Here is a 23,892-nt window from a genome sequence, read left to right on the forward strand (position 1 = left end):
AATCGGCTGTAATTTCTGGACCTTCAGAAATTACAGCCGATTTTTTATTGGATAAATTGACGGATAAAGTAATTAAAAAATTACAAACCCGATGTCAGAAACATTTGGTTAAAAGCTGTAACGCAATCCAAGCTGAAACTGATACGGATTTCCTGACGGCGTAACAATGCCCGCCGTGTTCACCCGGTAAACAAATTTCTGATTGGTTTTATCAAATGCCGGGATCGCAGGCGAACTGGTTGTTGCAGGAATTCCAAGCGCATAAAGTGCCTGATTTCCAAGAGATTCGTTTACGCCCCAGCTTTTATTCAGCAAATTGGCAACATTGAAAATATCCGCAGAAAGTTCGATGTTCTGGCTTTTGTGAATTCTGAATCTTTTTGTCGCCCTGATGTCAAAAATGCCGTAAAAACGATTGATACCTCCGTTTCTGGCTGCCATTTTTCCCGAGTACTCATTAATGTAATCTTTCACGCTCTGGCTTGCTTTCGGGTTGTCCATAATTGCCTGCAAACCGTTTCTTACATTTTCAGGAACAGACGGATTGTTTCTGTCGAAAATAAAGGCAAGATCATTGGTTCCGGATACAAAGTCCGCATTGCTGTTGGCACCGGACAAAAGCGTATAACGCGTTCCACCAATTCCTGAATAACGGATACCGACATTGATGCCGTAAAAAGATGGCAAAGAACCATAGAACACGATTTTGTGACGGAAATGGTTGTCGGAATAGCTCATGCGGCTCAGATCACGCGGATCATCTTTTACCGGTAATGACAAAGTAGCAGTGTTAGCCACGTTTCCATTGTAAGAAGTATTGTCCCTTGTATCGTTATAAGTATAGCTCATTGTAATTTCTCCATCCCGGAAATACTGATAAGTGGCATCGGCTACAAAGGCAAACTGATTTACTTTTCCTTCGCTGTTCAGTTCCAGAACACGTCCGAACTTCTGGCTTTTGCGGCCCTGCAGCCAGTCACCGGCGCCGTTTGCCGGCATCGAATTCAGTGGCACGTACACACCACGGTTGTCTTCATCGGCCAGCCTGAAAAAAGGCTCGTCAACCATGTTTCTGTCCACATAAAAATAATTGTTGCGGCCTAATGTCATGTAACCGGCAACGCCGACTCTCAGCTTGTCTGTAAAATAATGGCTGTAAGAAGCATTTGCCTTGTACATAACCGGAACACGTGCATCCGGGCCGTTGGTATTGATGGTCGGAAGCTGGAATGCGGCCAGGCTTGGAATGTTGGCGTAATTGTTGCGGTATGCGGCAAAATCGGGCGTTGGGATGTTCGGGGCACGTACATCGACCGTGGCCAGATGTTTTCCGTCAAATGTCAGGTTATTGATCAGGACATAATTGTTGATGTCTGAGGCAAAAATCCCGGCACCGGCCCGGATGATGTCCGTATGTCTTTCATTAACATCCCACGTAAACTGCACGCGGGGCTGCACGACAAACGACTTCAATCGGTGATCCGTACGAATGTTCAGTTCCTGTAAAACCGTCTCGTTCAGCGGCGAAGTCGGATAATGTGCATAATCCAGGCGCAGACCTGCAACCATATCCAGCCCTGTGGCCAGACGGGTTTTCAATTGACCGTAAATTCCTGCATTCAGGATATTTCCGTCAACGGACCAATCGTCCATTAATGGAACTTCGCGGTAATAACGGTACGGCTGAAGGTTTTCAAACTTTTCAAGTGAAGTATTGGCCGCATCCGAAATGTAATGGAAACGCCCGTTCACTTCGCTGCCGTAACGCGAATGCGCCCGCGTGTACATCAGATCAATCCCGAACGTGTATTCTACTTTATCCGTATTGTAATACAGATTATCCACCAGTTGAATTACATTGTTTTTGAAACCTTCCTGTGCAAAACGGTGCCCGCCCATTTGAATGTTCGTGGATTTGGAAGTTCCGTCACTCAGCGTAGAAACGACGTTTTCAACAATGGCACGGGGAATGTTGGCAGATGGAAGCTGATCGCCCGGGCTGCTTTTCTGATACGTATATAAATGCTGAACCTTCAGTTCGTTCGTGAGGCGTGGATTGATGGAAGAACGAAGCGAAGCCAGCAGACTGTTATCCACGTTGTAATCATTTCCTGTGGACTCGTAAATATTAATGGCCGTGTTATCCTGAAGACCCAGTTTGTTTCTGTCATTGGTATAATTGTCACGGATCGTCAGCAGGTTTTTGCTGTTTATTTGCCAGTCAATCCTTGCGAATACCGCATCCGAGCCGCGACTTTTGTCAAAGGTTCCGTATTGGGGCGTGTTGGCAACGCCGTATCTGGAGCGTGCAATGTCAACATATTTATCCAGCGTTGTTTTGGTGATGTTAAACCGGTTTTCATCTGCGGCCGTTTGCACATCGGCAATAACGAACGGACGCGTATCCTGCTGATGATCCCAGGCAACAAAAAAATGCAGCTTGTCCTTGATGATCGGGCCGCCCAGTGAGAATCCAAACTGATTGGTTGAAAACTTGGTGTTCAGCTTATTGCCGCGAATATCATAAGGGCTTGATAGCCAGCTGGCTCTGCTGTAATTGAATGCACTTCCGCTCAGCCGGTTGGTTCCGGATTTGGTAACGGCACTTACCGTTCCTCCGCCGCTACGGCCGTAAGTTACATCATACTGGTTTGTAACAACCTGAAATTCACGTACTGCTTCAATAGAAATGGAGTAAGGAGCACCGCTGCGGCTTGTCGTGGATCCTGCCGAAGTCGGGTTTTTGGCATTCATACCGTCAATGGTATAATTGGTGGAAGATCCAAGCTGACCGGAAATATTGCCGCCGCGGCTTAACGGAGAAAGATCCATCAGCGAAGTGAAGTTACGGCCGTTCACGGGAAGGCGCGTAATATCTTTGGCCGAAATAGCCGTAGAAGCACCGATGTTCTCGATTTTGTTTTTGATACCGGAAGCAACAACCTGCACAACTTCAAGCGTCTGGTCATTTTCCTTCATGCTCGTTTTGATGCGGATGGCATCACCCTGATGGAGAATATAACCGGTTTGTTTCTGTTCGCCAAAGCCGATATAAGTTACAATCACTGTATACGGCCCGCCGAGCGGCAGTTCCTTGAAGGCATATTCACCTTTTGCGTTGGTGGCCGTACCCGTTGTAAAGCCGGTGGATTCATTTTTGACCTGGATCGTGGCACCGGCAAGTTCAGCGTTCTGATTGTCGGTAACTGTACCCGAAATAGATGCCTGTGTAGTCTGGGCATTAACATCAATGCTGTTAAAAGCACCAAAGGAAATCAGGAAGGCAGAAAGTAAAAGTTTTTTTAGCATGTTCTGTTTTTTGCATTTAGGGTGCAAAAAACAGAAATTAGCTTCACCTGAAAGTTACGCGATTGTTAACGAATTGTGAAAAAACGGATCAGATTGTAAATGGTCAATTTTCTGTTTTCAATAGTATAGTCAGGTTTTCAGGTGAATGGTTTTGGTTGATTGCTTTTCAGAAATGCGGTTTAAGGCATTCATGCTTACTGATAATCTAAATAAGTAGAGGAGGGTAATACTTAGTAGAGGAGGATAATACAAAAAATAATGTCAGAAATTTTTAATTCCGGTGCATGTAACTGTTCCAGTTGTTTGCAGCGTAAAATTCGTTTATAGCCGATTTGATATGCTTTTTCTTGATGCCGCTGTACAGGATTTGTAACTTGCTGGCATGCTCACGATCTAATCTCCGGAGCTTCCAGTATTGCGGATGACTATGGTGAATAGGCCGTCTGAATTCCGGTTCGTTGGGTTCTTTGATCAACACGTCAATATTTAACTCCGAAATTTCCGTTTGCTTTACATCATGGATGATAACCTTCACCGATCTGCCGGTTTTAAGGTTAAATATCTTTTCGTGAATCATGGTTGTTGCTTGTGATGAGTTGGATACCTGTACAATTTTCCGGATTTTCAGTACCTTCAAACCCTGTTAAGTATGCATCAAAATTAGTCAGGCAGATGTGTTGAGATTATGACCTGGATCAGTTTCAAAACTAATATTGATTATCTTTTTGAAGCGGCTCAACTTCTGCCGATTGAATTTACTTGTTCATATGAATCTGCGTAAAAATGGTCGGGAGATAATTTTGGGCATGGAAGTAATTTTGGCACAAGCAATTTTGACAAGAGACAATTTTGATGCCGATCAAATTCCGGCACGAAATGCAATTTCAGGCATGAAAGCAACTCGGACATTGCAGGCAATTTTCAACCTGAAAGATAGCTTCCGGCAAATCACCATTGTTCGTAACAAACCGCAAATTATGCAGTCCTGAACGGGTAATTTCCAATATACAATTTTGGCATTGTTGTGGCTTGTTTTATAAAAATAACTGTATTTATTGTAGAATATATTGTATAAAAGTTGACACTTTGTAATTATATGTAGTACAATATTTAACTTGTGTATTCAATACATACATACTCAACATGAACATATCAGTACCATTTTTTCTCAGGTCTGCAGGCAGATCATTTACTCACGTTTTATTACCGCTCTTCTTTTTGTTTCTGGTTTACGGAAAAAGTTTCGGGCAGACATGGCAGCTTGCAGGCAAAGCCGGTTTTTCCACAGGTGAGGCATACTATACATCGTTGGTTCTGGATAATTCCGGTACGCCATACGTGGCTTACTCCGACGAGGGCGACAGCTATAAAGTGACTGTTATGAAATTTGACGGCTCCAAATGGTACCCGGTCGGAACACCCGGATTTTCCATCGGCGAGACGTATTTTACATCACTTGCACTCGACAAATCCGGAATGCCTTATGTGGCATTTACGGATGCGGGCAATGACAACAAGGCTACGGTAATGAGGTTTAACGGTTCGGATTGGGAGTCGGTGGGGCCGGCTGGTTTTTCCAACGGCAATGCTTCCAGTACATCGCTGGTTCTGGACAATAACGGCACACCTTACGTCGCTTATACGGATGCAGGAAACGGTTACAAGGCAACAGTTATGAAATTTGATGGTGAAGCCTGGGTTCCGGTGGGCATGGCGGGCTTTTCTGAAAATTATGCCGGCTATGTTTCGCTGAAACTGGATGGTTCCGGCACACCGTATGTTGCTTATTTTGATTATGGCAACAACAATAAAGCTACCGTTATGAAGTTCAACGGTACCGATTGGGAAATAGTGGGCAAGGCTGGATTCTCTGCAGGCAGCTCACCTTATACTTCGTTGGTGCTGGACAATTCAGGCAAGCCTTATATTTCTTTTAAAGATGACGCCAACGAAAGCAAGGTGACCGTCATGCAGTTTGACGGTAACAGCTGGCAAACGGTAGGAACACCCGGCTTTTCGGAAGGAGACGTGGATTATCCTGTACTTGCGCTTGACAACGCAGGCGTACCTTATGTTGCTTATACCGAAGTGACCAATGACTACAAAGCAACGGTAATGAAGTACAACGGAGCAGATTGGGAAACGGTAGGAGGAGCCGGGTTTTCAGCAGGTGAAGCTTACTACTTTTCACTTGTGATCAACAATTCAAACATTCCTTATGTAGCTTATTCGGATTACGGTAACGGCGGAAAGGCAACGGTCATGAAACTGGTAATGCCGGTTATGCCGGCCATTACTGCACAGCCGGCTGCCAGAACCATTACAGGCGGGCAAGCTGCCAGCTTTTCTGTTAATGCAACGGCGGACGATGAAGCATTAACTTATCAGTGGCAGGTGAGCTACGACAACAGCAATACTTTTACCAACGTCACCAACGGCGGCATTTACAGCGGGGCCAATCTTCCCACCCTCAATGTAATCAACGCACCGGTTTCGCTGAACGGGTATCAGTTTCGTGTACAGGTAAGCAACGGTAATGTTTTGATTTCAGATACAGCGGCATTAACCGTAAATACACCGGCTTTTGACAATGTCAGGACGTGGCAGGTAACCGGAAATGCAGGTTTTTCCAAAGGAACAGCACTGTATACCTCCCTGGCGCTGGATGCTTCCGGCACACCTTACATGGCGTATTCCGATCAGGGAAATGGCTACAAGGCAACCGTCATGAAGTTCAGCGAAAATGCATGGGGGCCGGTAGGAACACCGGGTATCTCCATTGATTCCGCAGGTTATACAACACTGGCGCTGAATGCGTCAGGTACACCGTACGTGGCATTTACCGATGCCGGAAACGATAACAAGGTCACCGTTATGCAGTATGGCGGCAGCAACTGGGAAGCAGTCGGTACACCGGGATTCTCGACCGGCTCTGCTTCCAGAACCTTGCTGGTTCTTGACAATTCAGGAATACCTTATGTGGCCTACACAGATGCAGCGGACAATAACCGGATCCATATCATGAAGTTTGACGGTACAGCCTGGCTTCCGGTCGGCAACGCCGATTTTTCGGCAGGAAACGCCAATTATGTGTCGCTTTCTGTCAACAGCTTTGGAATGCCGTTCCTGGCTTACTCCGATGCAGCAAACGGAAGCAAGGTAACCGTTGCCAAATTTAGCGGTACCGATTGGGAAACATTGGGCAAAGCAGGCTTGTCGGCCGACAGCGCTTCTTACATCACAATGGTTCTGGACATTTCCGGCACACCTTACGTATCTTTCAAGGATTATGGAAATGACGGTAAAGTTACGGTACTGAAATACAGCGGAACAGCGTGGACGGCAGTAGGCGCACAGGGAATCTCCGAAGGAAGCGCAGATTTTTCAACGCTTGCTCTGGACGCTTCCGGCACACCGTTTGTTGCTTACACCGAAGTAAGCAATGCATCCAAGGCAACTGTGAAAAGATTTAACGGCACAAACTGGCAAACCGTTGCTTCGGCCGCCTTTACGGCCGGAGAAGCCGATTATTTATCCATGTCAATAAACAGTACGGGCACCCCGTATGTAGCCTATGCGGATTACGGCAATAATGGAAAAGCCACGGTTCTGAGGCTGGACGGACAGCCGCTTCCGGTTACATGGATTTCATTCGAAGGCCGTTCTTCGGTGGAAGGAAATATTCTGAACTGGTCAACAGCAACGGAGGAAAATGCGGATGTCTATGTGATTGAACGTTCGGCTAATGGCAGAGTCTTTTCAGAAATCGGACGGGTGAAGTCGGTTGGGAACAGCAGTCAGGTGCAGAATTACAGGTTTATGGACAGCCAGCTTCCACAAGAAACCGCAACGCTTTATTACAGAATCAAGCAGCAGGATACAGACGGAAAGCTGGATTACACAAAAATTATAGCAATCAGATCGAATGATTTTCTTGCGGATCATGCCATTTCTGTTTCTCCGAATCCATTCGGCAGCAGCAGCATACTTACCTTGCGCTTTGCACAGACGCCCGCAGCCGCAAAAGGTCAGGTATGGCTTACCGCAATGAACGGGCGCGAGCTTTTCCGGCATGATATTTCCGGTATCTCAGCCTCCGGCGAAGCCGTACTGAACGGTTTACCGCAGCTTGCGCCGGGAATGTATCTGCTGAATGTAAGGATCGGTGAAGAAATGAAAGTGATGAAAGTGGTAAAAGAATAGCCGCGATCCCGGGATTTACTGTATAAAAAAGAGACTGCTTTTATTTGAAAAAGCAGTCTCTTTTTTGTTTGAACATCCGGTTTAATAACTCGTTTTACTGAATAAACATCAACCTTGTTCAGTGAATTACTTTTTATAATTATTGGAAATATATCCTTCTTCATTTTCAGTACTTGAAACATAAATATTTTTGATTTCGGTATAAGACAGGATCGTCCAGGGAATTTGTCTTGGAAAATAAATCAGAAACTGGGTCGGCATCAAAAGACACAGTGCCGCAGTAATCAGAAAAATCCGTTGGTGAACTTTGGTGCGGTTTAATGAAACATAAATGCCGGAAATGATAAATACAGGAAATGCATATGACAGGCTTCTTGTAATATCAAATACACTGTAAGCGACAATAATATGAAGCATTAAAATACCCGAAAGCAATACGAGAAGTAATGATTTGCGCTGATTATACATGAGCAGTGCGGCCGACAAAAGCAAAAGCCACAATCCTTCAAATGCAAGAAAAATCCCGATCAGCCGGTGTTTAAACTGGTATGGAATCAGGCTTAATGCCACGCCCGAATTCTCTCCAAAAGGGGTATGCAAATCAAATTGATAAGCAAGAAGCATACGGACAATTCCATATGCCAGGCCGGCGAGTACGACTACAAAAGACCGCTGTTTTAAACTTTCACGATTCAATAGCTGCCGCAGGCTTGATATGCTGAAACTGTTTTCCTGAAGCAAATGAAAAAGGTAAATGGAAGACAATGCAATGACGGCACGTTCATCTGTCCAGCAGGCCAGCTGCAATGCAATGAATATGCCCGCCTTATTACGGAAATACATGCCGAGCAACAGGAAAAAATAAGCAAATCCGTCAAACCAGAAGTCGTAATCCCAAAAGAATGCCTTTGATAAATAAACCGAAGAGCAGGCAATGGAAAAATAGAGTAAAGTAGAAGAATTCGTAAATCTTTTCAACAGCTTGATCAGTATGTAAAAGAATGGAATCAGCAGAAAAGACTGGATAAGATATAAAATAACAATCCTGCGGCCGCTGCCGAAATCTCCGGGATAAAGCAACTTCGCAAGCAACGGTACCGTTAGCCGGAATGCAATTTTGGAACCGTGTGTATCCGGCGCAATCGGAACGGCTTTCAACGGCTCGCTTACTTTATGAAAAAAATAGGAATAAGTATTATACGGAGAAGGATCGGCAAGGATTTCCAGATATTTCGGAAAAGTGGTCAGTAATACAAAGGCAAACAGAATAACAGACAATAATAAAATACCCCGGCTGGATGTAAGTAAGTTTGCCAAAATAAACGTTGAGTGATTTTCAGAATAAACATAATAATAAAAAAGCTATCTGCAATTGAATTTTTCATATGAATTATTGAAAAAGTAATAATTCTACATAGTATAAAACTTCTTGTATAAGGCATTTGTTAAATAGTTTGGAAAGATCACTGGCTTTAATTGTGCATGACAGCGATGAATGTATTTTGTGAAATGTGAAATGTAAAAAGTGAAATGTTTTGGCTGGTTTGAGCAATCTTTGTATTGTTGGAAAGAGCTTTCCGGTTTGCAGAATTTTTATTTTCCAATTTCAACGTTAACATTTTAAGATTGAAGACGATATTAATCATTGATGACGAGGACAAACTCCGGTCTCTGCTTGCAAGGATTATCAAAGGAGAAGGCTTTGAGGTAGTGGAAGCTGCGGATGGCCATTCGGGCCTGAAGCAGATTGAAAATCAGGAAATAGACGCTGTGCTTTGCGATGTAAGGCTGCCGGACAGGAATGGCGTCGAAATGATCGGCTTGCTGAAAGCGAAAAACCCGCTTGCTGAAATCATCCTTTTAACGGCCAACGGAAATATTGCGGACGGCGTAAAAGCAATGAAAAACGGTGCGATGGATTACATTGTGAAAGGGGACGACAATGATAAAATCCTGCCGTTACTGGCCAAAGCGGTGGAAAAAGCACACCTGCAGAAAAAGCTTCAGAAGCTGGAATCCCTGGTTTCGAGTAAATATTCATTTGATGCGATTATCGGCAATTCCCAGACGCTGAAAAATGTAATTGATCTTGCCAGAAAAGTTGCGCATACCGATACCGTAGTGTTGCTGACCGGGGAAACGGGAACGGGAAAGGAAGTATTTGCGCAGGCCATTCATCACAGCAGCTCCCGTGCGGACAAGAATTTCGTTGCGCTCAATTGCAGCGCCTTCGGTCGGGAAATGATGGAAAGCGAACTGTTTGGTTACAAGCAGGGCGCTTTTACCGGCGCACTCAAAGACAAAAAAGGACTTCTGGAAGAAGCGCATAACGGCACATTGTTTCTGGACGAAATCGGGGAACTTCCGCTTGAACTGCAGGCGCGGCTGCTTCGTGTGCTGGAAACGCACGAGTTCATAAAACTGGGTGATACAAAGCCGGTTAAATCCAATTTTCGCCTGATCGCCGCTACTAACCGTGATTTAAAGGCTGAATCCGAACAGAAAAGATTCAGGTCAGACCTGTATTTCCGGCTCAACGTGTTCCAGATCCTGCTGCCGCCGCTCAGGGAAAGGGTGAAAGATATTCCGCTGCTTGTGGAGTACTATCTGAATTATTTTGCCAGACAAACCAATAAAAAGAATCCGGGTTATTCAGGGGAATTTCTCAAACTGCTGGAAAACTATGCTTGGGTCGGAAACATTCGCGAACTGAAAAACGTCATCGAACGGTCCATTATCATCAGCGACGGCGAACTGCAGCCTGAAAGCCTGCCGTTTGAAATCCAGCAGTCCGTTCCTTCCAAAAACACATACATGTCTGCTTTCTCCATGGCAAGTGCCGAAAAACTGCATATACAGAAAGTCCTGAATCATTGCAAGGGAAACAAGGCGGAAACGGCGCGTTTGCTGGAAATCGGCATTGCCACGCTTTACCGCAAGATCGAGGAATACGGCATTTAGTAACTTGGTGAAAAAGCTTTAATTTGGTTGTTTCTGTTCGGAATAAGATTCTCAGTTTGCGTTAGATGTTTCCTGACCTGAAAACGGCATGGCATTAAAGTCTTTTACTTTCAGAGTTTGCAAACATGGCCATGACTGCGAAAAAGGACAGCATAAATGCACACATTACAAAGTAGACTTCAGTATAATACTGGCGAAAGAACAACCGGATCGGGTCCGATAGGGAGTTGATGATCTGCATGGGTAAATTTGTTGAAAAGAGGATTTACAGAAAGTTTGCCTGTGGTTTACTTCTAGAAAGATATTGCAATATTTGTTCAAACCTGTAATTACTGTGGTGACTGCCGGAATTAATGGGGTTAACCCGGTAAAGTATATTATCAAAGTAAAAAGCCGGCATTCGGAGCCGGCTTTCATGAAAATAACTGGAAAAACAGGAACATGGATAACGGAAAGCTGGATTCCAATCGTTACGCCAGCAAGTCCATCACAGGCAATCCTTTTCCGTCAGGAGTGGTATAAAATGGCCGTTTTTCAACTTCGTAATGCGTATCGCCCGTAATACCCAGCGCATGATAAATCGTCTGATGCACCTGATCTATTTTGATCGGGTTTTCGATGGTTTTGCACGGACGTTCGTCTGCGGTCTTTCCGTATACAAACCCTTTTTTAATCCCGCCTCCAAATAGCAGCATGGAACCTGCATCCGTAAAATGACGGTGCATGCCGTAAAATTTCAGGTCCGATAAAATGTCCGGCTGGTTAACCTGTTCCAGCACTTTGGCGTCCGGCTTTCCTTCCACCATCATGTCGCGGCTGAACTCACTGGCGAGTACAATCATGGTTCTGTCGAGAAGTCCTTTCTGATCGAGGTCTTTAACCAGCTGCGCAATCGGGCCGTCAATCTGCTTTTTCATTTCTATCAGCCGCGTGTAGCCGTTTTCGTGCGTATCCCAGCCTTTGAACGGCTCGTATTCGGTAGTCACGCTGATAAATCGGGCTCCTTGTTCGGTCAGTCGGCGCGCAAGCAGACAGCCCAGCCCGAACTTTCCGGTATTGTAAATTTGATAGCTCTCCTTGGGTTCCGAACTCAGGTCAAAAGCCTTGGACTCCGGTGAATTGAGTAATGCATAAGCCTGTTCCATCGAACGTTTGAGGGATTCACGCTGGTAATCGCTGCCAAATTCCCCGATCGGGCTGTTATTGACCAGTTCGTTGTACAACTGATTTCTTCTTTCAAAACGCTTGGCATCCATTCCGACGGGCGGACGTACGCTGTCGAGGCCCTGGCTCGGATCGGGAATAAAGAAAGGCCCGAACTCATTTCCAAGGAATCCCGCTGTGTGAAAAGCTTTGAGTTCTTCGGCTTCGCCAACGGTAAAGCGCTGACCAATATCTACAAAAGCCGGAATCACAGGGTTCTTCGGCCCGAGTTCTTTTGCGATCCACGAACCGATGTGCGGCGCGGCAACCGTTTGCGGCGGTTCATAGCACGTATGCCAGTGATACTGATGCCGGGAATGCAAGATATGGCCCATATCGGCCGCTACGTACGAGCGGATCAGCGTTCCTTTATCCATTACTTTCCCGATGGATTGCAGCCCGTCCGAAAAATGGATTCCGTCCAGAATAGTCGGCATGGATTTGAACGTACTCAGCACGCGGTTGCCTTCCATGTCTTTTTCAAAAGGCGTATAACGCTTCGGGTCAAAAGTTTCGGTATGCGCCATGCCGCCGGCCATCCATAACAGGATAACGGTATCGGCCGTGGAATCAGGTCCGGAAAAACGCTTGCAGCCGGAAAGCAGGCCCGAAACGGGAGCGCCTGCCGCCAGTGCCGCCATGGTCGCTGCGCTGGCACGCTGTAAAAATTCTCTTCGGTTCCAGTTGGTATTCATGATGGTGAATGCTTGAAAGTCAGCTAAAAGTCTTTATTATTTCTGCATTTAATAAATCAGTTGAAACTCCGGAATGAGTGCAATGGCCCACATCAGATCCTGAATCCCTTCTTCACTCGGCACCGGCCCCAGCATTTTTTTCGCTACGGCAATTTCCTTGGGCAGTGGCGTTCGTCCCAGTGATTTCCTGTACAGTTCCGTCACAAGCAGCTCGGAAGTCGGGTATTTTTCACGCCATTGTTTCGAACCCGTTTTCAGCGTTTCGGTAAATTTATTGCCGTTGGTGAGTTCCAGCGCCTGCAACAAATTAGCCTGCGAAGTGCGGCTTGTGCTTACGGTTTCACGGTTCGGCCTTCCGAGTGAAGTCAGGAACGGATCGTTCTTGACAAATCCGGCACGCGGAAAAGGCAGTTTTTTCTTGATATCTTTTGGCAAAAGGTCGGTAACAATGGCGGTGTCCGCATACATCGGATTGAATGCAAAACTGATCGCATCCGTAAACTGCTCCGCGGTAAGCCTGCGCCGGACCATGCCCGTGAATTTGTATTCATTGGCCATGATATCGCCGGCTTCTTTGACAGAAGTAGAAGGCAATTGATATGTTTTGGAAGTAACAATCGTGTAAATCAGTTTTTTGATGTCATAGCCGTTCGCAGCAAAATCGGAAGCCAGCCAGTCGAGCAAGTCTTCGCTCCAAGGCATGTTGTCCATCATATCGACGGGCTCCACGATGCCGCGGCCCATCAATTGCGCCCAGATCCGGTTCGTAACCGTTCTGTAAAGCCGTCCGTCTTTCGGCTGCACCAGAAAATCGGCCAGCTGGCGCAGCCGTTTCTCCGTACTTTCATTAACGCTGATTTCGCCAAGTTCGGGAAACAGTATTCTGGTGCCTGCAATTTTTCCGGTCGGTTTGTCGCAGCGGTTGATTTCCAGCAAAGTATCCGCAAAAATATTGGCGAATGCATAGGAATCTTCCAGTTTCCAGTCGCTGATAAAACTGTCGTGGCAGGAAGCGCATTTTAGATTGAGTCCCAGCAAAACCTGCGAAACGTTCTGCGCCGCCTGCATTTCGGTCCGCTGACTGGAATTGATCGTACCACGCCATTTGATGCCTTTTATAAATCCTTCAGATTCTTTATTAGGGCTGATCAGTTCTTTTACAAACCAGTTATAAGGTTTATTGACCTGCAGGGATCTGTAAAGCCATTTGGTAATGTCGAATCTTCCGCCTGTAATGTAGCCCGTTCCGGAATAATCGTTCCGTAACGCATCGTTCCAGAACGACATCCAGTGCTGGGCATAATCGTCATTCCTGTTCAGCAATTCTTTTGCAAGGGTTTCGCGCTTGTCCGGGCGGGTATCGGCAACAAATGCTTCCACTTTTTCCGGCGGCGGCGGCAATCCGATGATGTCAAGATAAACCCTGCGGATATAGATACGGTCGTCCACAACCGGTTTCCAGCCGATTTTGTTTTTGACAAAATAAGCATTTACAAACAAGTCAACGGGTTTTACAAGATCACCCGTCGGCACCGGAACCTGCGGCATGCGCGGTTCGAGCGCAGCTACGCGGTAGATGCTTTTTTCCTTTCCTTCCGGCCACACAGCGCCTTTCTCAATCCAGTACTGAAGAACCTTGATTTCCTGTTCCGTGAGGCGTTTGCCTTTGGTCGGCATGGCTTCCTTGTCGCTTTTGGGAAGTGAAACCCTGCGGATCAGCTCACTTTGTTCCGGATGGCCTTTTACGACTACAAACCCGTTTTCTCCGCCTTTCATAATGCCGTCCCTGGAATCCAGCCGCAGGTCGCCCTTGCTTTTGCCTTCACCATGACAGCTGTAACAGTTATGCGCCAGGATCGTCCGTACCTGTACATTCAGGTCCTGAATCTGCTGCTCGCTCATCGGGCCGGAATTGTTTGCGACAAAATCGACTTCGGTTGTTGCCGCCAGGTATTTTTGCGAAGAAGGCAGCACGCTTGAAATATAATCGTCGCCGTGCGTCAGCATGGCGCCGTAATGTCCGGCAAAGGAAACGCCGAAAACAGTCAGAAAAAGCAGTGAACGATAGATTCCAAAAAGATTGGTTCGAAGTGAAAAAGCGGTTATTATGGACAAAACCATCGTGGCAATTCCCGCCCAGCGGTGAATTTCGAGACTGTCGCCGCTGTATTCGCCTTCACCGGCGAGCAGCCAGCCGAAAATCACGGCAAGCACGGAACTTCCCGCACCGACCCAGACCAGGATCCGGATGCCATCACGCAATCGGCCCGATTTGCCTCTCCAGTCCAGTATTTCAAGTAAAAGCACGACGCACAGAAGTCCGATCGGAAAATGCACAAACAGCGGGTGTAATCTTCCGAAAAGTTGCCAGAGCCAGAAAGTTTCATTTGCCTGAAGTAACACAATTATAAAAGTTAAGGGTTTTAGGATTTCAATGAATTTGTCTGCAAATAATTAATTCTCAGACAGCTATTTAAATAATATAAATTATTAACGAATCAATTTCATTATAGTTTGAAAAACCGGGAGAAATCCGGAACGGCGAAATTTCTCCCGGCTATATCCATTCAAAAGCATTTTTATGCGTAATCTAATCAAAATGAGCGTCCTATCAGTAACCCGGATTCTGTGTCAGTTTGGAATTGATCAGAATCTGAGGTGCAGGAATCGGCAGGTAATATTCGTTTTCGGTATACACATAATCCGTTGTATTAAAAGGCACATTTCCTCTTGCAATGGTCGGGTTCGCTCTTTCCCTGGCGCCATGTGCATTCATGAACGCAGCCCATTCAGCCGGTGTCATCGTTCTTTTCAGGTCAAACCATCTATGGTTTTCAAAAGCCAGTTCCACTCTTCTTTCTTTTAAAACAGCCGTTCTGAAAGTTGTTTTGTCAAGTCCGGTCAGATCTGCAAGTCCTGCACGTTTACGGACCTGATTCAGATAACCGTAAGCCTCGGCTGTCGGGCCGGATTGTTCGTTGATGGCTTCGGCAAGCATCAAAAGCACGTCGGCATAACGCAGCACCGGCCAGTTCGTATTGGTGCGCTGTACAATCGTATGCGGATAATTGTATTTGCTTACATAAGTCACAGGATAAAAGACGCCGTCGAGCGTAAATCCGGTTTTCAGCGACAGGTCTTTTCTCAGATCCCCTTTTTCATAAGCCGCGATAATGTCGTTTGTCGGTGCATTTCTGCCGCCGTTGGCCCCGGCAGAATAACCCGTAACGGCACCTTTGGAAACCCTCGGTGCAAATACATACTCAAATGAACTTTGTTCGCCAAGGTCGTTATCGCCCTGATACTGAATTTCAAACAACGATTCCGGACCGTTCTTTTTGGCCGGGGACGGATCGAAGTTGTCCGCATAGTTCGCATTCAGGGAATAGCCCAGTGTCGTAACTTCTTTCAGGGTCGTTACGGCTTCGGCGTATTTCTTGTTGGTGAGATATACTTTGCCGAGCAGACCGAGCGCAGCGCCTTTTGTAGCCCTTCCTTTGTCAGCCGCATTGGTGTAAGCAGCAGGAAGTGCAGCAACAGCTTCGGAAAGGTCTTTCTCAATCAATGCCCATGCTTCGGCCTGCGGCGAACGAACCAGATCAAATGCAGGATCGGGCACGGCCAAAGTAGAAGTAACAATCACGACGTCACCGAAATACTGAACAAGGTTGAAGTAAAGGTATGCCCGCAGGAATTTCAGCTGCCCTTCAATTTCCTTTTTCGGGGTATCTTCAATTGTGGCGGTTGCCAGTTTTTCCAGCGTTAGGTTCAGGTTGTACAGCGCCGCATAATAGGAATTCCAGAGCGTTGCGATTTCACCGTTTCCGGAGTTTACGGTTGAAAATTCAAATGCTTCCCAGCCGCCGGCACCTCCGCGGTCGGAAGGGTTGAGGTCCACGGTGGTGTTGTCCGTCTGGAATTCGCCGAACAGATACGCGTTGTTTGTAATATTCTGAAGCGAGCCGTAAACGCCGTTCAGCGCCTGTTTTGCCTGTGCTTCATTTTTGTAAAACAGATCAACGCCCACTTTCGTCGGATCGGTCTGATCCAGAAAATCCTCACTGCATGAAGTATGAAGCAGCATCAATGCAATGATACCAATGGCGGTTATATTTTTCATGTTCATCAAGGTTAGAAATTAAGTTTGATACCGGCAGAAAATGTTCTTGGAACAGGGTAGGACTCGTCGTCATTGTTAAGCTCCGTTCCGCCTCTTACGCCCGCATCCGGGTTGTTTCCGGGATATTTGGTTACGATCAGCAGGTTTGCCGCATTCACGAACACACGCGCATCGGACAATACATTTGCCAGTTTCGGCAGCGTATAGCCGATTGTAACGTTTTTGATCCACATGTGCGTGCCGTCGTAAACATACCGCTCGCTGCTTTCACGCGACCATTTGAAGTAATCCGTTCCGCCCTGCGAGTTTTTGGCATTCGGGTTGGAGCCCGGGTTTTCAGGCGATCTCCAGCGGTCTTTGGCTTTTTCCAGCACGTTGAAAACGCCGTCCATGTTCATCGTGGAGGCTTCAATGTTCCGGTAAATGTCAAATTTGTAAGCGCCCATCAAAAGGACATTCAGGTCAAAACGCTTGTAATCTGCGCCTACGGTCCAGGCCCAGTTGAATTTGGGATTCGGGTTACCGATCTCGGTCATATCCTTCGTGTCATAGGAAACAATCCCGTCCGGTCCGCCGTCGGGTGCGCCGTGCAGATCGGCAAATTTCATGGCACCCGGAACCGCACCGTCCTGTTTTGGCGCAGCGTCGATTTCAGCCTGCGTGTTGAATATGCCCAGTTTTTTATAACCGAAAAGCATTCCGATCGGACGTCCGACCTGCTGGATATTGTACCCTCCGTACTGGCTTCCCTGAAGAATAAAGTCGTTCTGGCCTCTGATCGCAAGTACTTTGTTTCGGTTGAAAGTAATGTTCGCATTGGTTCTCAGGTTTACTTGTCCGACTTTGATACGGTACGTTGCCGCAATTTCAACGCCCTGATTCTGAACTTTACCCAGATTTTTCAGAGTAGTTGTAAATCCTGAAACAGCGGGAATGTTGTAACCCAGCAGCATGTCGTCCGTAATCTTTTTATAATATTCCACGGTAAATACCAGCCGGTTGTTGAAGGTGGAAAGGTCGAAGCCGACGTCCAGCTGATCCGATTTTTCCCACGTAAGTTCCGAATTTGCAAAGCGTGTCACCGTTTTTCCCGATGCAAGCGTATTTCCGAGAATGTAGTTGTTGATTCCCAGAAAAGCCAGACTTGCATAGTTTCCGTCGTCGCCGGCATTTTGCCCAATGCCGAAGTTGTTGTTTGCACTGACGGAGTAGCTGTTGTTTCCGGTCATACCCCAGCTGGCCCTGAGTTTGAAATCTGTAAGCCAGGCTGCTTTTGGAATAAAGGGTTCTTCCGAAAGTCTCCATCCGAGTGAAACCGCCGGGAAATTCCCGAATTTATGTCCTTCGCTGAACCTTGAACTTCCTTCCCGGCGCATGGTGGCGGAAAGCAGGTATTTATCCTTGAAGGAATAATTCAGACGAGCTACGTAAGCAATCATCGTCCATTTTCTTTCGATGGAATTGGAAGAGCGGATGGTTGCATTGCCGAGATAGGGTGTAAGGTCGTCGGGAAAAGTATTGCCCGAGCCGTAAAGTCCTTTTACCGTTTCCTGCTGTGCGGTATAACCCAGCAATGCATCAAAATGGTGATTCTCGCCAAAATTCGTATTGTAAGTAAGCAGCTGGTCGGCAGAATAATTGATCAGTTCTTCGGAATCGTCCCGTTCGGTGGCAATTCTGGGCGGGGCGCCGGCGCTACCCGTTGCGATGGCCAGTCCGATGGTGGAAGGCACGTATTCCTTGTAAGTATTGTAATTGATCTTGGTATTCAGCGATGACCTGAATTTCAGCCCTTTGGCAATATTGACTTCCACATACCCATTGGCAAGAACGTCCGCGATATAGCGGTTTCTCTTGATGTTTTTCAGCATGTACAAAGGGTTTGGAAATCCGAAAATGTCGCCGACGCCGTTGTAGTACGGGATCAGTTCCCCTTTTTCATCATACGCCGGATAACGCGGGTCACTGATGAGCGTCAGACCGACTACATTGCTGCGGCCGTCCGTATTGGCAAGACTCGATTTGGAGTAACTTCCGGCAACATTCAGGCCCAGCGTAATGAATTTGTTCACATCGCCGGCCAGGTTTGCACGCACGGAAGCGCGGTCATACCCGGTGTATTGCAGCGAGCCTGCCTCTTTATAATAACCGGCGGAAATCATCGACTTGACCGGTCCGCTTCCCGAAGTCAGCGTTACGTTGATGTCCTTGTAAGGCGCATTGTTATTCAGAATAAGGTCGTACCAGTTTGTGGAGTACCTTGTGTTTTCAGGATTTCTGAAATCTTCGGGAATCTGGTCGTTGGTCGGCTGCACTTTGTTGGCAAGCACGTATCTTCCGATAAATACCTCCTTTTTAAACTGCGCAAAATCCCGTCCGTTCAGAACATGCGTTTTTCTGGAATCCGGAACATTCTGGACGCCGTAATCAAAGGAAACATTCAGGCTTGTTTTTCCGGCTTTTGCGCCTTTTGTTGTAATCAGCACTACCCCGTTGGAGCCTCTCGCACCGTAAATGGCCGTGGAAGCAGCATCTTTCAGGATTGTAATTGTTTCAATATCATTGGGGTTAAGGTTTTGCCCGACTGAAATCCCGACCGGAAAGCCGTCGATAACATACAGCGGATCGCTGCCCGCTCCCAATGAGCTGATCCCGCGAACCTTTACTTCAAACTGCTGGCCGGGCGTGCCACTTTTCTGCTTGATAATGACGCCCGGAGCCTGTCCCTGAATCATTCTGGTAACGTTGGATTTGGGAACTTCGCCGATATCTTCCATACTGATGACCGAAACAGCGGCCGTAATATCCCGTTTCCGCTGCGTTCCGTAACCGACCACCACGACTTCTTCCAATGCCTTGTTATCCACGGCCATCTGGATATCCATGGTGGATCCGCTGCCGACCGGAACTTCTCTGGGTAGGTACCCGACGAACGAAAAAACAAGAACCGGGCTGCCGGTTTCGGGGACTTGAATCGAGTAGTTTCCTTCCGCATCGGTTACAGTTCCTGTACTGGTGCCTTTTAAAATCACACTGACACCCGGCAATCCCGTTGCCTTTTCATCACTGACTTTCCCGGAAATGGGTTTGTCAACGTTCAGGTTTATACGCTCCGTGCTTTTGGTGCCGGAATTTTCTTTTGCAGCGCTTGCCTGTATAGAAGTAATCAACAGCCAAATGAACGGCAGGACAGATTGGGCTGTGATCTTAACGGACCGTCTGAATTTTAAGAGTCGATGTGAATTCATACGCTTGAAAGGTTAGAGTTTGACAAACATGAATACTTGTTCTTGAAATAATGATAATTTCATTAAAAACTAATTTTGATCTGAACACGTTTTTATTCATTATGGATGGTTTAGGTAAACTAAAATGAAAATTCGATGCGGAAGTAATTATGGATAAATCATTAAATAATGATATTATTCAGGTAATAAATAAATATAGTTCTATTTAAGATTAGAATTATATTATTTGTAATTATATTGGTATAAAGTTATCCGACTGTCCTGCTGTATCCGGTATGGCGGTAAATAGCAGAAACAAAATGCCTGCGGAACTTGCAGCAATAAAAATCCGGAATTAAAAAAGAGCAGGATAAAACGGGTATAAACAGGAATGACCTGTTAAATCATGTTAAAAACGGCCTTTATAACTGCTCAGCTGCGGATACCGGATTGGATATATTTATCATTGTATGCAGACTGAATTTAAAAATGATCCAAAAAAATGATAAAGAATTACATTCGAATTGCAATCCGGAATCTGCGCATAAACAAATCCTATTTTCTGCTGAATGTACTGGGCCTGAGTATGGGAATGTGCGGCGCCGTTCTCATCTTTTTATTTCTGCAGTTTCATTTAAAAACAGACAGGCATCAGCCTGACTTTGATCGTATATACCGGGTCGTTCTGGATATGATGCTGGATGAAGGAATACAGCGCGGAACGGATTCGTCTGTTCCGTTAGCCATGTCATTATCGCAGGATTATCCCCAGATTGAACAGGCCGGTTTGATCCGGAAATTGCCGGATGCCACGCTTTCTTCAGTTCAGGAAAATGGTGTTCATCGCTTTATTGAAAAGGATAAAATTGCTTTCGCCAATCAGGATTTCATGGATATGTTCGCCTTTGAATGGCTGGAAAAGTCTGGTCCTGCAATCATGAAAGAACCGTATCATATTGTCATCAGTGAAAGGCAGGCTGAGAAATATTTCGGAAAAAAAACGCAGCGGGCCTGATTTTACGACTTAATAATAAACTGGATCTGAAAGTTGCGGGCATTATTAAAAACAATGCATTTCCAACTGACCTGAACGATGAAATTTACATTTCCCTGCCCACATTGAAAAAGTTTGATCCATCGTATGAAATGGATAATTTCAGCTGGTTAAGTGCGCGCAACGAAACGTTTATAAAACTGAAAAATGCAGAACAAGCTGCACGCACGGAAAGGCAGATCCGTGTAAATGGGAAAAAATATTACGGTGAAATTGCAAAATATTACAATCACAAATTACAGCCTTTGTCCGAAGTCCATTTTGATGAAAGATATGACGGAAAAATACGTCGTTCCATCCTGTGGATTCTGGCCGGTGTCGGCGGATTTCTGCTGCTGATCGCATGCATTAATTTTGTGAATCTGGCAACGGCGCAGGCATTAAAACGTTCGAGGGAAATCGGCGTCAGAAAGGTTCTGGGCGGAACCAGAAGTCAGCTATTCTGGCAATTCATGCTGGAAACAGCCATTCTGACGATGTGTTCGGCCTTGCTTGCATTCGCATTTTCAGCCGTATTTTTACCATTGCTGAATGATTGGACAAATACACATGCATTTAATATTGAAGTATTGTTCCAGCCCGGACTTCTGCTATTCTGGTTTTTAACAATGTCCATGGTGATGATGGCTGCCGGGTTTTATCCGGCCGTAATCATTTCCGGTTTTAACCCGGTTATTGCATTGAAAAATAAAACTGGAATGCAGCAATCGGGAAGTTTCGGATTAAGACGTTCGCTTATTGCATTCCAATTAATTATCGCACAAATTCTGGTTATTGGTACATTGGTATTAGTTCTTCAGCTGAATTTTTTCCGGAATGCAGATCCGGGTTTTAACCAGAATGCGGTGATTACAATTCCGCTTCCTGCAAGTGATTCCACTCAGCAGGTCCGGTCATTATTAAAGAACAGTTTGCTGCATTTTCCGGATATTAAAACGGTCAGTTATCAGTATGAAGCGCCTATGTCCACAATGGGTTACGGCGGTTCTGTCCGGTTTGATAATCGTGCAGATTGGGAAAAGTTTATGATCAGCGACCGCTTTGGCGATGAAAGTTATCTGGATACTTATAAAATCCCTTTGCTTGCCGGACGTAATTTCATCATTCGTGATTCCGTCACCGAATTTTTGGTGAACAGGGAATTGATGCAAAAGGCAGGAATCCGTAATCCGGAGCACATGATCGGAAAGCAGTTTGTGGATGGAAATTCCGGTTTGGAAGGTAAAATTGTGGGCGTTGTAAACAACTTTCATCTGAAATCATTGCAGGAAGAAATTAAGCCATGTGCCCTATTTCATCATCCCAAACTATACAAGGAAGTTGCGGTCAGGCTGGATACTGAAGATTTTTCCAGATCAATACTTCGCATTCAAAATGCCTGGCAGAAAATTTACCCGGAAGAGGTTTTTACCTATCAGTTTGTAGACGAAAAAATCGAAAAATTTTACGAAAAGGAAGACCAGCTTGCCACATTGATCCGATCCTTTGCCATGATTGCCATTTTAATTTGCTGCCTCGGTTTATACGGAATGATTTCTTTTATGGTTACGCATAAAACAAAGGAAATCGGTGTCAGGAAAGTGCTTGGCGCGGGCGTTAACAATATTATTTTACTATTTGGAAAAGAGTTTTTGATTCTTGTTTCAACAGCCTTCATCATTGCTGCGCCAATTGCCTGGTATGTGATGAAAAACTGGCTTGACGGCTTTGCATACCGCATTCATTTTCACTGGTGGATTTTGGCTTCGGGCGGAATTATAATTTTATCCGTAACTTTTTTGACGGTCGGTTTCAAGGTAATCAAAGCAGCATGGATGAATCCTGTAAAAAGTTTAGCGACGGATTAACAAACATGGATTTTTTCAGTCATTATCCGGTTTTCCGTATTTGCAATAAACTTTTCAATTACCGGGCATATCCGTGTAACGCATCCGTTTTCCGCCGGCTTCCGGTGAACGGCCCAGCCTGTCGCCGGATGCCATATCTACCGAATGGCCTCTTCCTTGCTCCGTTCTGCCTTTGATCGGGCGGTTTCTGTCAAGGTCATTTTTCTCGTGCATATAACGCAGCTGTTGAATTTCGCTTTCAAAAGCAAAATCCGTCGATAAGTCTATCGCTTCAATTTAAAAATTACACTGGAATAAAAATTGTTGATGCCAAGTCCTGAATTTTGAAGTCATTTGTAAAAGCGAATCATGTTCAGGTCCGAATTTGTTATATCATCCAAAAAGTTGCCAATGAACGTTCCAATAAAGAACAAGCTCCATGAAAACGAGCTTTTCAGGATCAAAAGAATGAAGGAAGTTATCAAAACGACCGATCCGCACGGGCATAAGGATTATCTTGAAATCATTTACCTTCAGCAGGGAGCAGGAATTCACCAGATTGATTTTAACCGCTTTCCTGTTCAGCCGAACAGCCTTTACCTTGTGATGCCCGGGCAGATTCACAGCTGGGAGTTAACGGAAATTCCGAAAGGTTATGTGGCCATGATGCAAAAGGATTTTTTACTGGATCATCCGCTGTATAATGCCTTGTTTCAGACTTTCCCGCTTCCTTTTCCAAGCGGTTTTCAGATAGGGGACGAAAATGAAACATTTACCCGGATTTTCAATGATATGGAAGCGGAGTATAACCGGCGCGAGTTCAATTATCAGGCGGTTATCCAAACCTATTTGCTGCTGTTGTTCAATCTTCTAAAAAGGCATACGGGATCGGATGAAGCACTGCCTTATCCTTTCTTGCTGCAGAAGTTTTTTGATATGCTTGAAACGGAATTCAGGACCCGGCACGAAATCGGTTTTTATGCGGATCAATTGAATGTAACGGCCAAGACACTGAATGCCGGATGTAAAAAATTTCTGGGAAAAACGGCCGGTGCCATTATCAATGAAAGGTTGACTGCAGAATCAAAAAAGCAGCTTTTGTACTCCCACAAAAATCTGACCGAGCTTGCGTACGAACTTGGATTTACTGATCCTTCGCACTTCAACAAGTTTTTCAAACGACAAACGGGCGTATTGCCGGGCATTTACCGCAAAGGAATTTCCTGAATATACCAGAAATCGGCACGAATGTACAAAGTCTAGCGGTTTGGTAGGGTTATATTTGCCATTTTAT

Annotated in this window: 14 protein-coding genes; 6 read left to right on the forward strand and 8 right to left on the reverse strand. The window is 45.7% G+C overall.

Going from position 1 to position 23,892, the window contains the following annotated elements:
- Positions 1 to 108: 108 nt before the first annotated feature.
- Together FEM33_RS19855 and FEM33_RS19860 are read right to left on the reverse strand one after the other, a co-directional pair.
- Positions 109 to 3,309: a TonB-dependent receptor gene (locus FEM33_RS19855; RefSeq protein WP_139013738.1), complete on the reverse strand. Its 3,201-nt coding sequence runs from the start codon at positions 3,307 to 3,309 to the stop codon at positions 109 to 111.
- 271 nt (positions 3,310 to 3,580) lie between these two features.
- The gene (locus FEM33_RS19860; protein WP_139013739.1) at positions 3,581 to 3,886 is read right to left on the reverse strand and encodes a hypothetical protein; all 306 of its coding nucleotides are present in this window, start codon (positions 3,884 to 3,886) and stop codon (positions 3,581 to 3,583) included.
- A 172-nt stretch (positions 3,887 to 4,058) separates the two neighbouring features.
- Between FEM33_RS19860 and FEM33_RS19865 the strand changes: the two genes are divergently transcribed.
- Complete coding sequence (locus tag FEM33_RS19865) at positions 4,059 to 4,298, forward strand: hypothetical protein (RefSeq protein ID WP_139013740.1); 240 nt, start codon at positions 4,059 to 4,061, stop codon at positions 4,296 to 4,298.
- A 154-nt stretch (positions 4,299 to 4,452) separates the two neighbouring features.
- Positions 4,453 to 7,512 carry a hypothetical protein gene (locus FEM33_RS19870; RefSeq protein ID WP_139013741.1) on the forward strand — a complete coding sequence of 1,020 codons (3,060 nt, stop codon included), beginning with the start codon at positions 4,453 to 4,455 and terminating at the stop codon, positions 7,510 to 7,512.
- 126 nt (positions 7,513 to 7,638) lie between these two features.
- On the opposite strand, the gene FEM33_RS19875 is transcribed toward FEM33_RS19870, so the two are convergent.
- Positions 7,639 to 8,829 (reverse strand): hypothetical protein, encoded by a 1,191-nt coding sequence (locus FEM33_RS19875; RefSeq protein ID WP_139013742.1) that lies wholly within the window; start codon positions 8,827 to 8,829, stop codon positions 7,639 to 7,641.
- Between the two features lie 309 nt (positions 8,830 to 9,138).
- Here FEM33_RS19875 and FEM33_RS19880 point away from each other — a divergent pair, with 309 nt between their 5' ends.
- On the forward strand, positions 9,139 to 10,473 hold the full coding sequence (locus tag FEM33_RS19880; RefSeq protein ID WP_139013743.1) for a sigma-54-dependent transcriptional regulator: 1,335 nt from the start codon (positions 9,139 to 9,141) through the stop codon (positions 10,471 to 10,473).
- A 470-nt stretch (positions 10,474 to 10,943) separates the two neighbouring features.
- On the opposite strand, the gene FEM33_RS19885 is transcribed toward FEM33_RS19880, so the two are convergent.
- The 4 genes from FEM33_RS19885 to FEM33_RS19900 all read right to left on the reverse strand — a co-directional run bounded on the left by FEM33_RS19885 (position 10,944) and on the right by FEM33_RS19900 (position 19,739).
- Positions 10,944 to 12,371, reverse strand: a complete 1,428-nt coding sequence (locus FEM33_RS19885) for a DUF1501 domain-containing protein (RefSeq protein WP_139013744.1) — start codon at positions 12,369 to 12,371, stop codon at positions 10,944 to 10,946.
- Between the two features lie 48 nt (positions 12,372 to 12,419).
- Positions 12,420 to 14,774: a DUF1549 domain-containing protein gene (locus FEM33_RS19890; RefSeq protein WP_139013745.1), complete on the reverse strand. Its 2,355-nt coding sequence runs from the start codon at positions 14,772 to 14,774 to the stop codon at positions 12,420 to 12,422.
- A 208-nt stretch (positions 14,775 to 14,982) separates the two neighbouring features.
- Positions 14,983 to 16,491, reverse strand: a complete 1,509-nt coding sequence (locus tag FEM33_RS19895; protein WP_139013746.1) for a RagB/SusD family nutrient uptake outer membrane protein — start codon at positions 16,489 to 16,491, stop codon at positions 14,983 to 14,985.
- 11 nt (positions 16,492 to 16,502) lie between these two features.
- The gene (locus FEM33_RS19900) at positions 16,503 to 19,739 is read right to left on the reverse strand and encodes a SusC/RagA family TonB-linked outer membrane protein (protein ID WP_139013747.1); all 3,237 of its coding nucleotides are present in this window, start codon (positions 19,737 to 19,739) and stop codon (positions 16,503 to 16,505) included.
- 481 nt (positions 19,740 to 20,220) lie between these two features.
- On the opposite strand from FEM33_RS19900, the gene FEM33_RS19905 reads away from it, so the two are divergent.
- Both FEM33_RS19905 and FEM33_RS19910 read left to right on the forward strand, forming a co-directional pair.
- The gene (locus FEM33_RS19905) at positions 20,221 to 20,733 is read left to right on the forward strand and encodes an ABC transporter permease (RefSeq protein WP_139013748.1); all 513 of its coding nucleotides are present in this window, start codon (positions 20,221 to 20,223) and stop codon (positions 20,731 to 20,733) included.
- Between the two features lie 104 nt (positions 20,734 to 20,837).
- Positions 20,838 to 22,619 (forward strand): FtsX-like permease family protein, encoded by a 1,782-nt coding sequence (locus FEM33_RS19910; RefSeq protein ID WP_139013749.1) that lies wholly within the window; start codon positions 20,838 to 20,840, stop codon positions 22,617 to 22,619.
- 54 nt (positions 22,620 to 22,673) lie between these two features.
- Here FEM33_RS19910 and FEM33_RS26455 read toward each other — a convergent pair whose 3' ends face one another.
- On the reverse strand, positions 22,674 to 22,832 hold the full coding sequence (locus FEM33_RS26455) for a hypothetical protein (RefSeq protein ID WP_161597197.1): 159 nt from the start codon (positions 22,830 to 22,832) through the stop codon (positions 22,674 to 22,676).
- Between the two features lie 177 nt (positions 22,833 to 23,009).
- Here FEM33_RS26455 and FEM33_RS19915 point away from each other — a divergent pair, with 177 nt between their 5' ends.
- Positions 23,010 to 23,825: an AraC family transcriptional regulator gene (locus tag FEM33_RS19915; protein WP_139013750.1), complete on the forward strand. Its 816-nt coding sequence runs from the start codon at positions 23,010 to 23,012 to the stop codon at positions 23,823 to 23,825.
- Positions 23,826 to 23,892 lie beyond the last annotated feature (67 nt).

It is taken from the genome of Dyadobacter flavalbus, assembly GCF_006149045.1.
In the GTDB taxonomy this organism is placed as follows: domain Bacteria; phylum Bacteroidota; class Bacteroidia; order Cytophagales; family Spirosomataceae; genus Dyadobacter; species Dyadobacter flavalbus.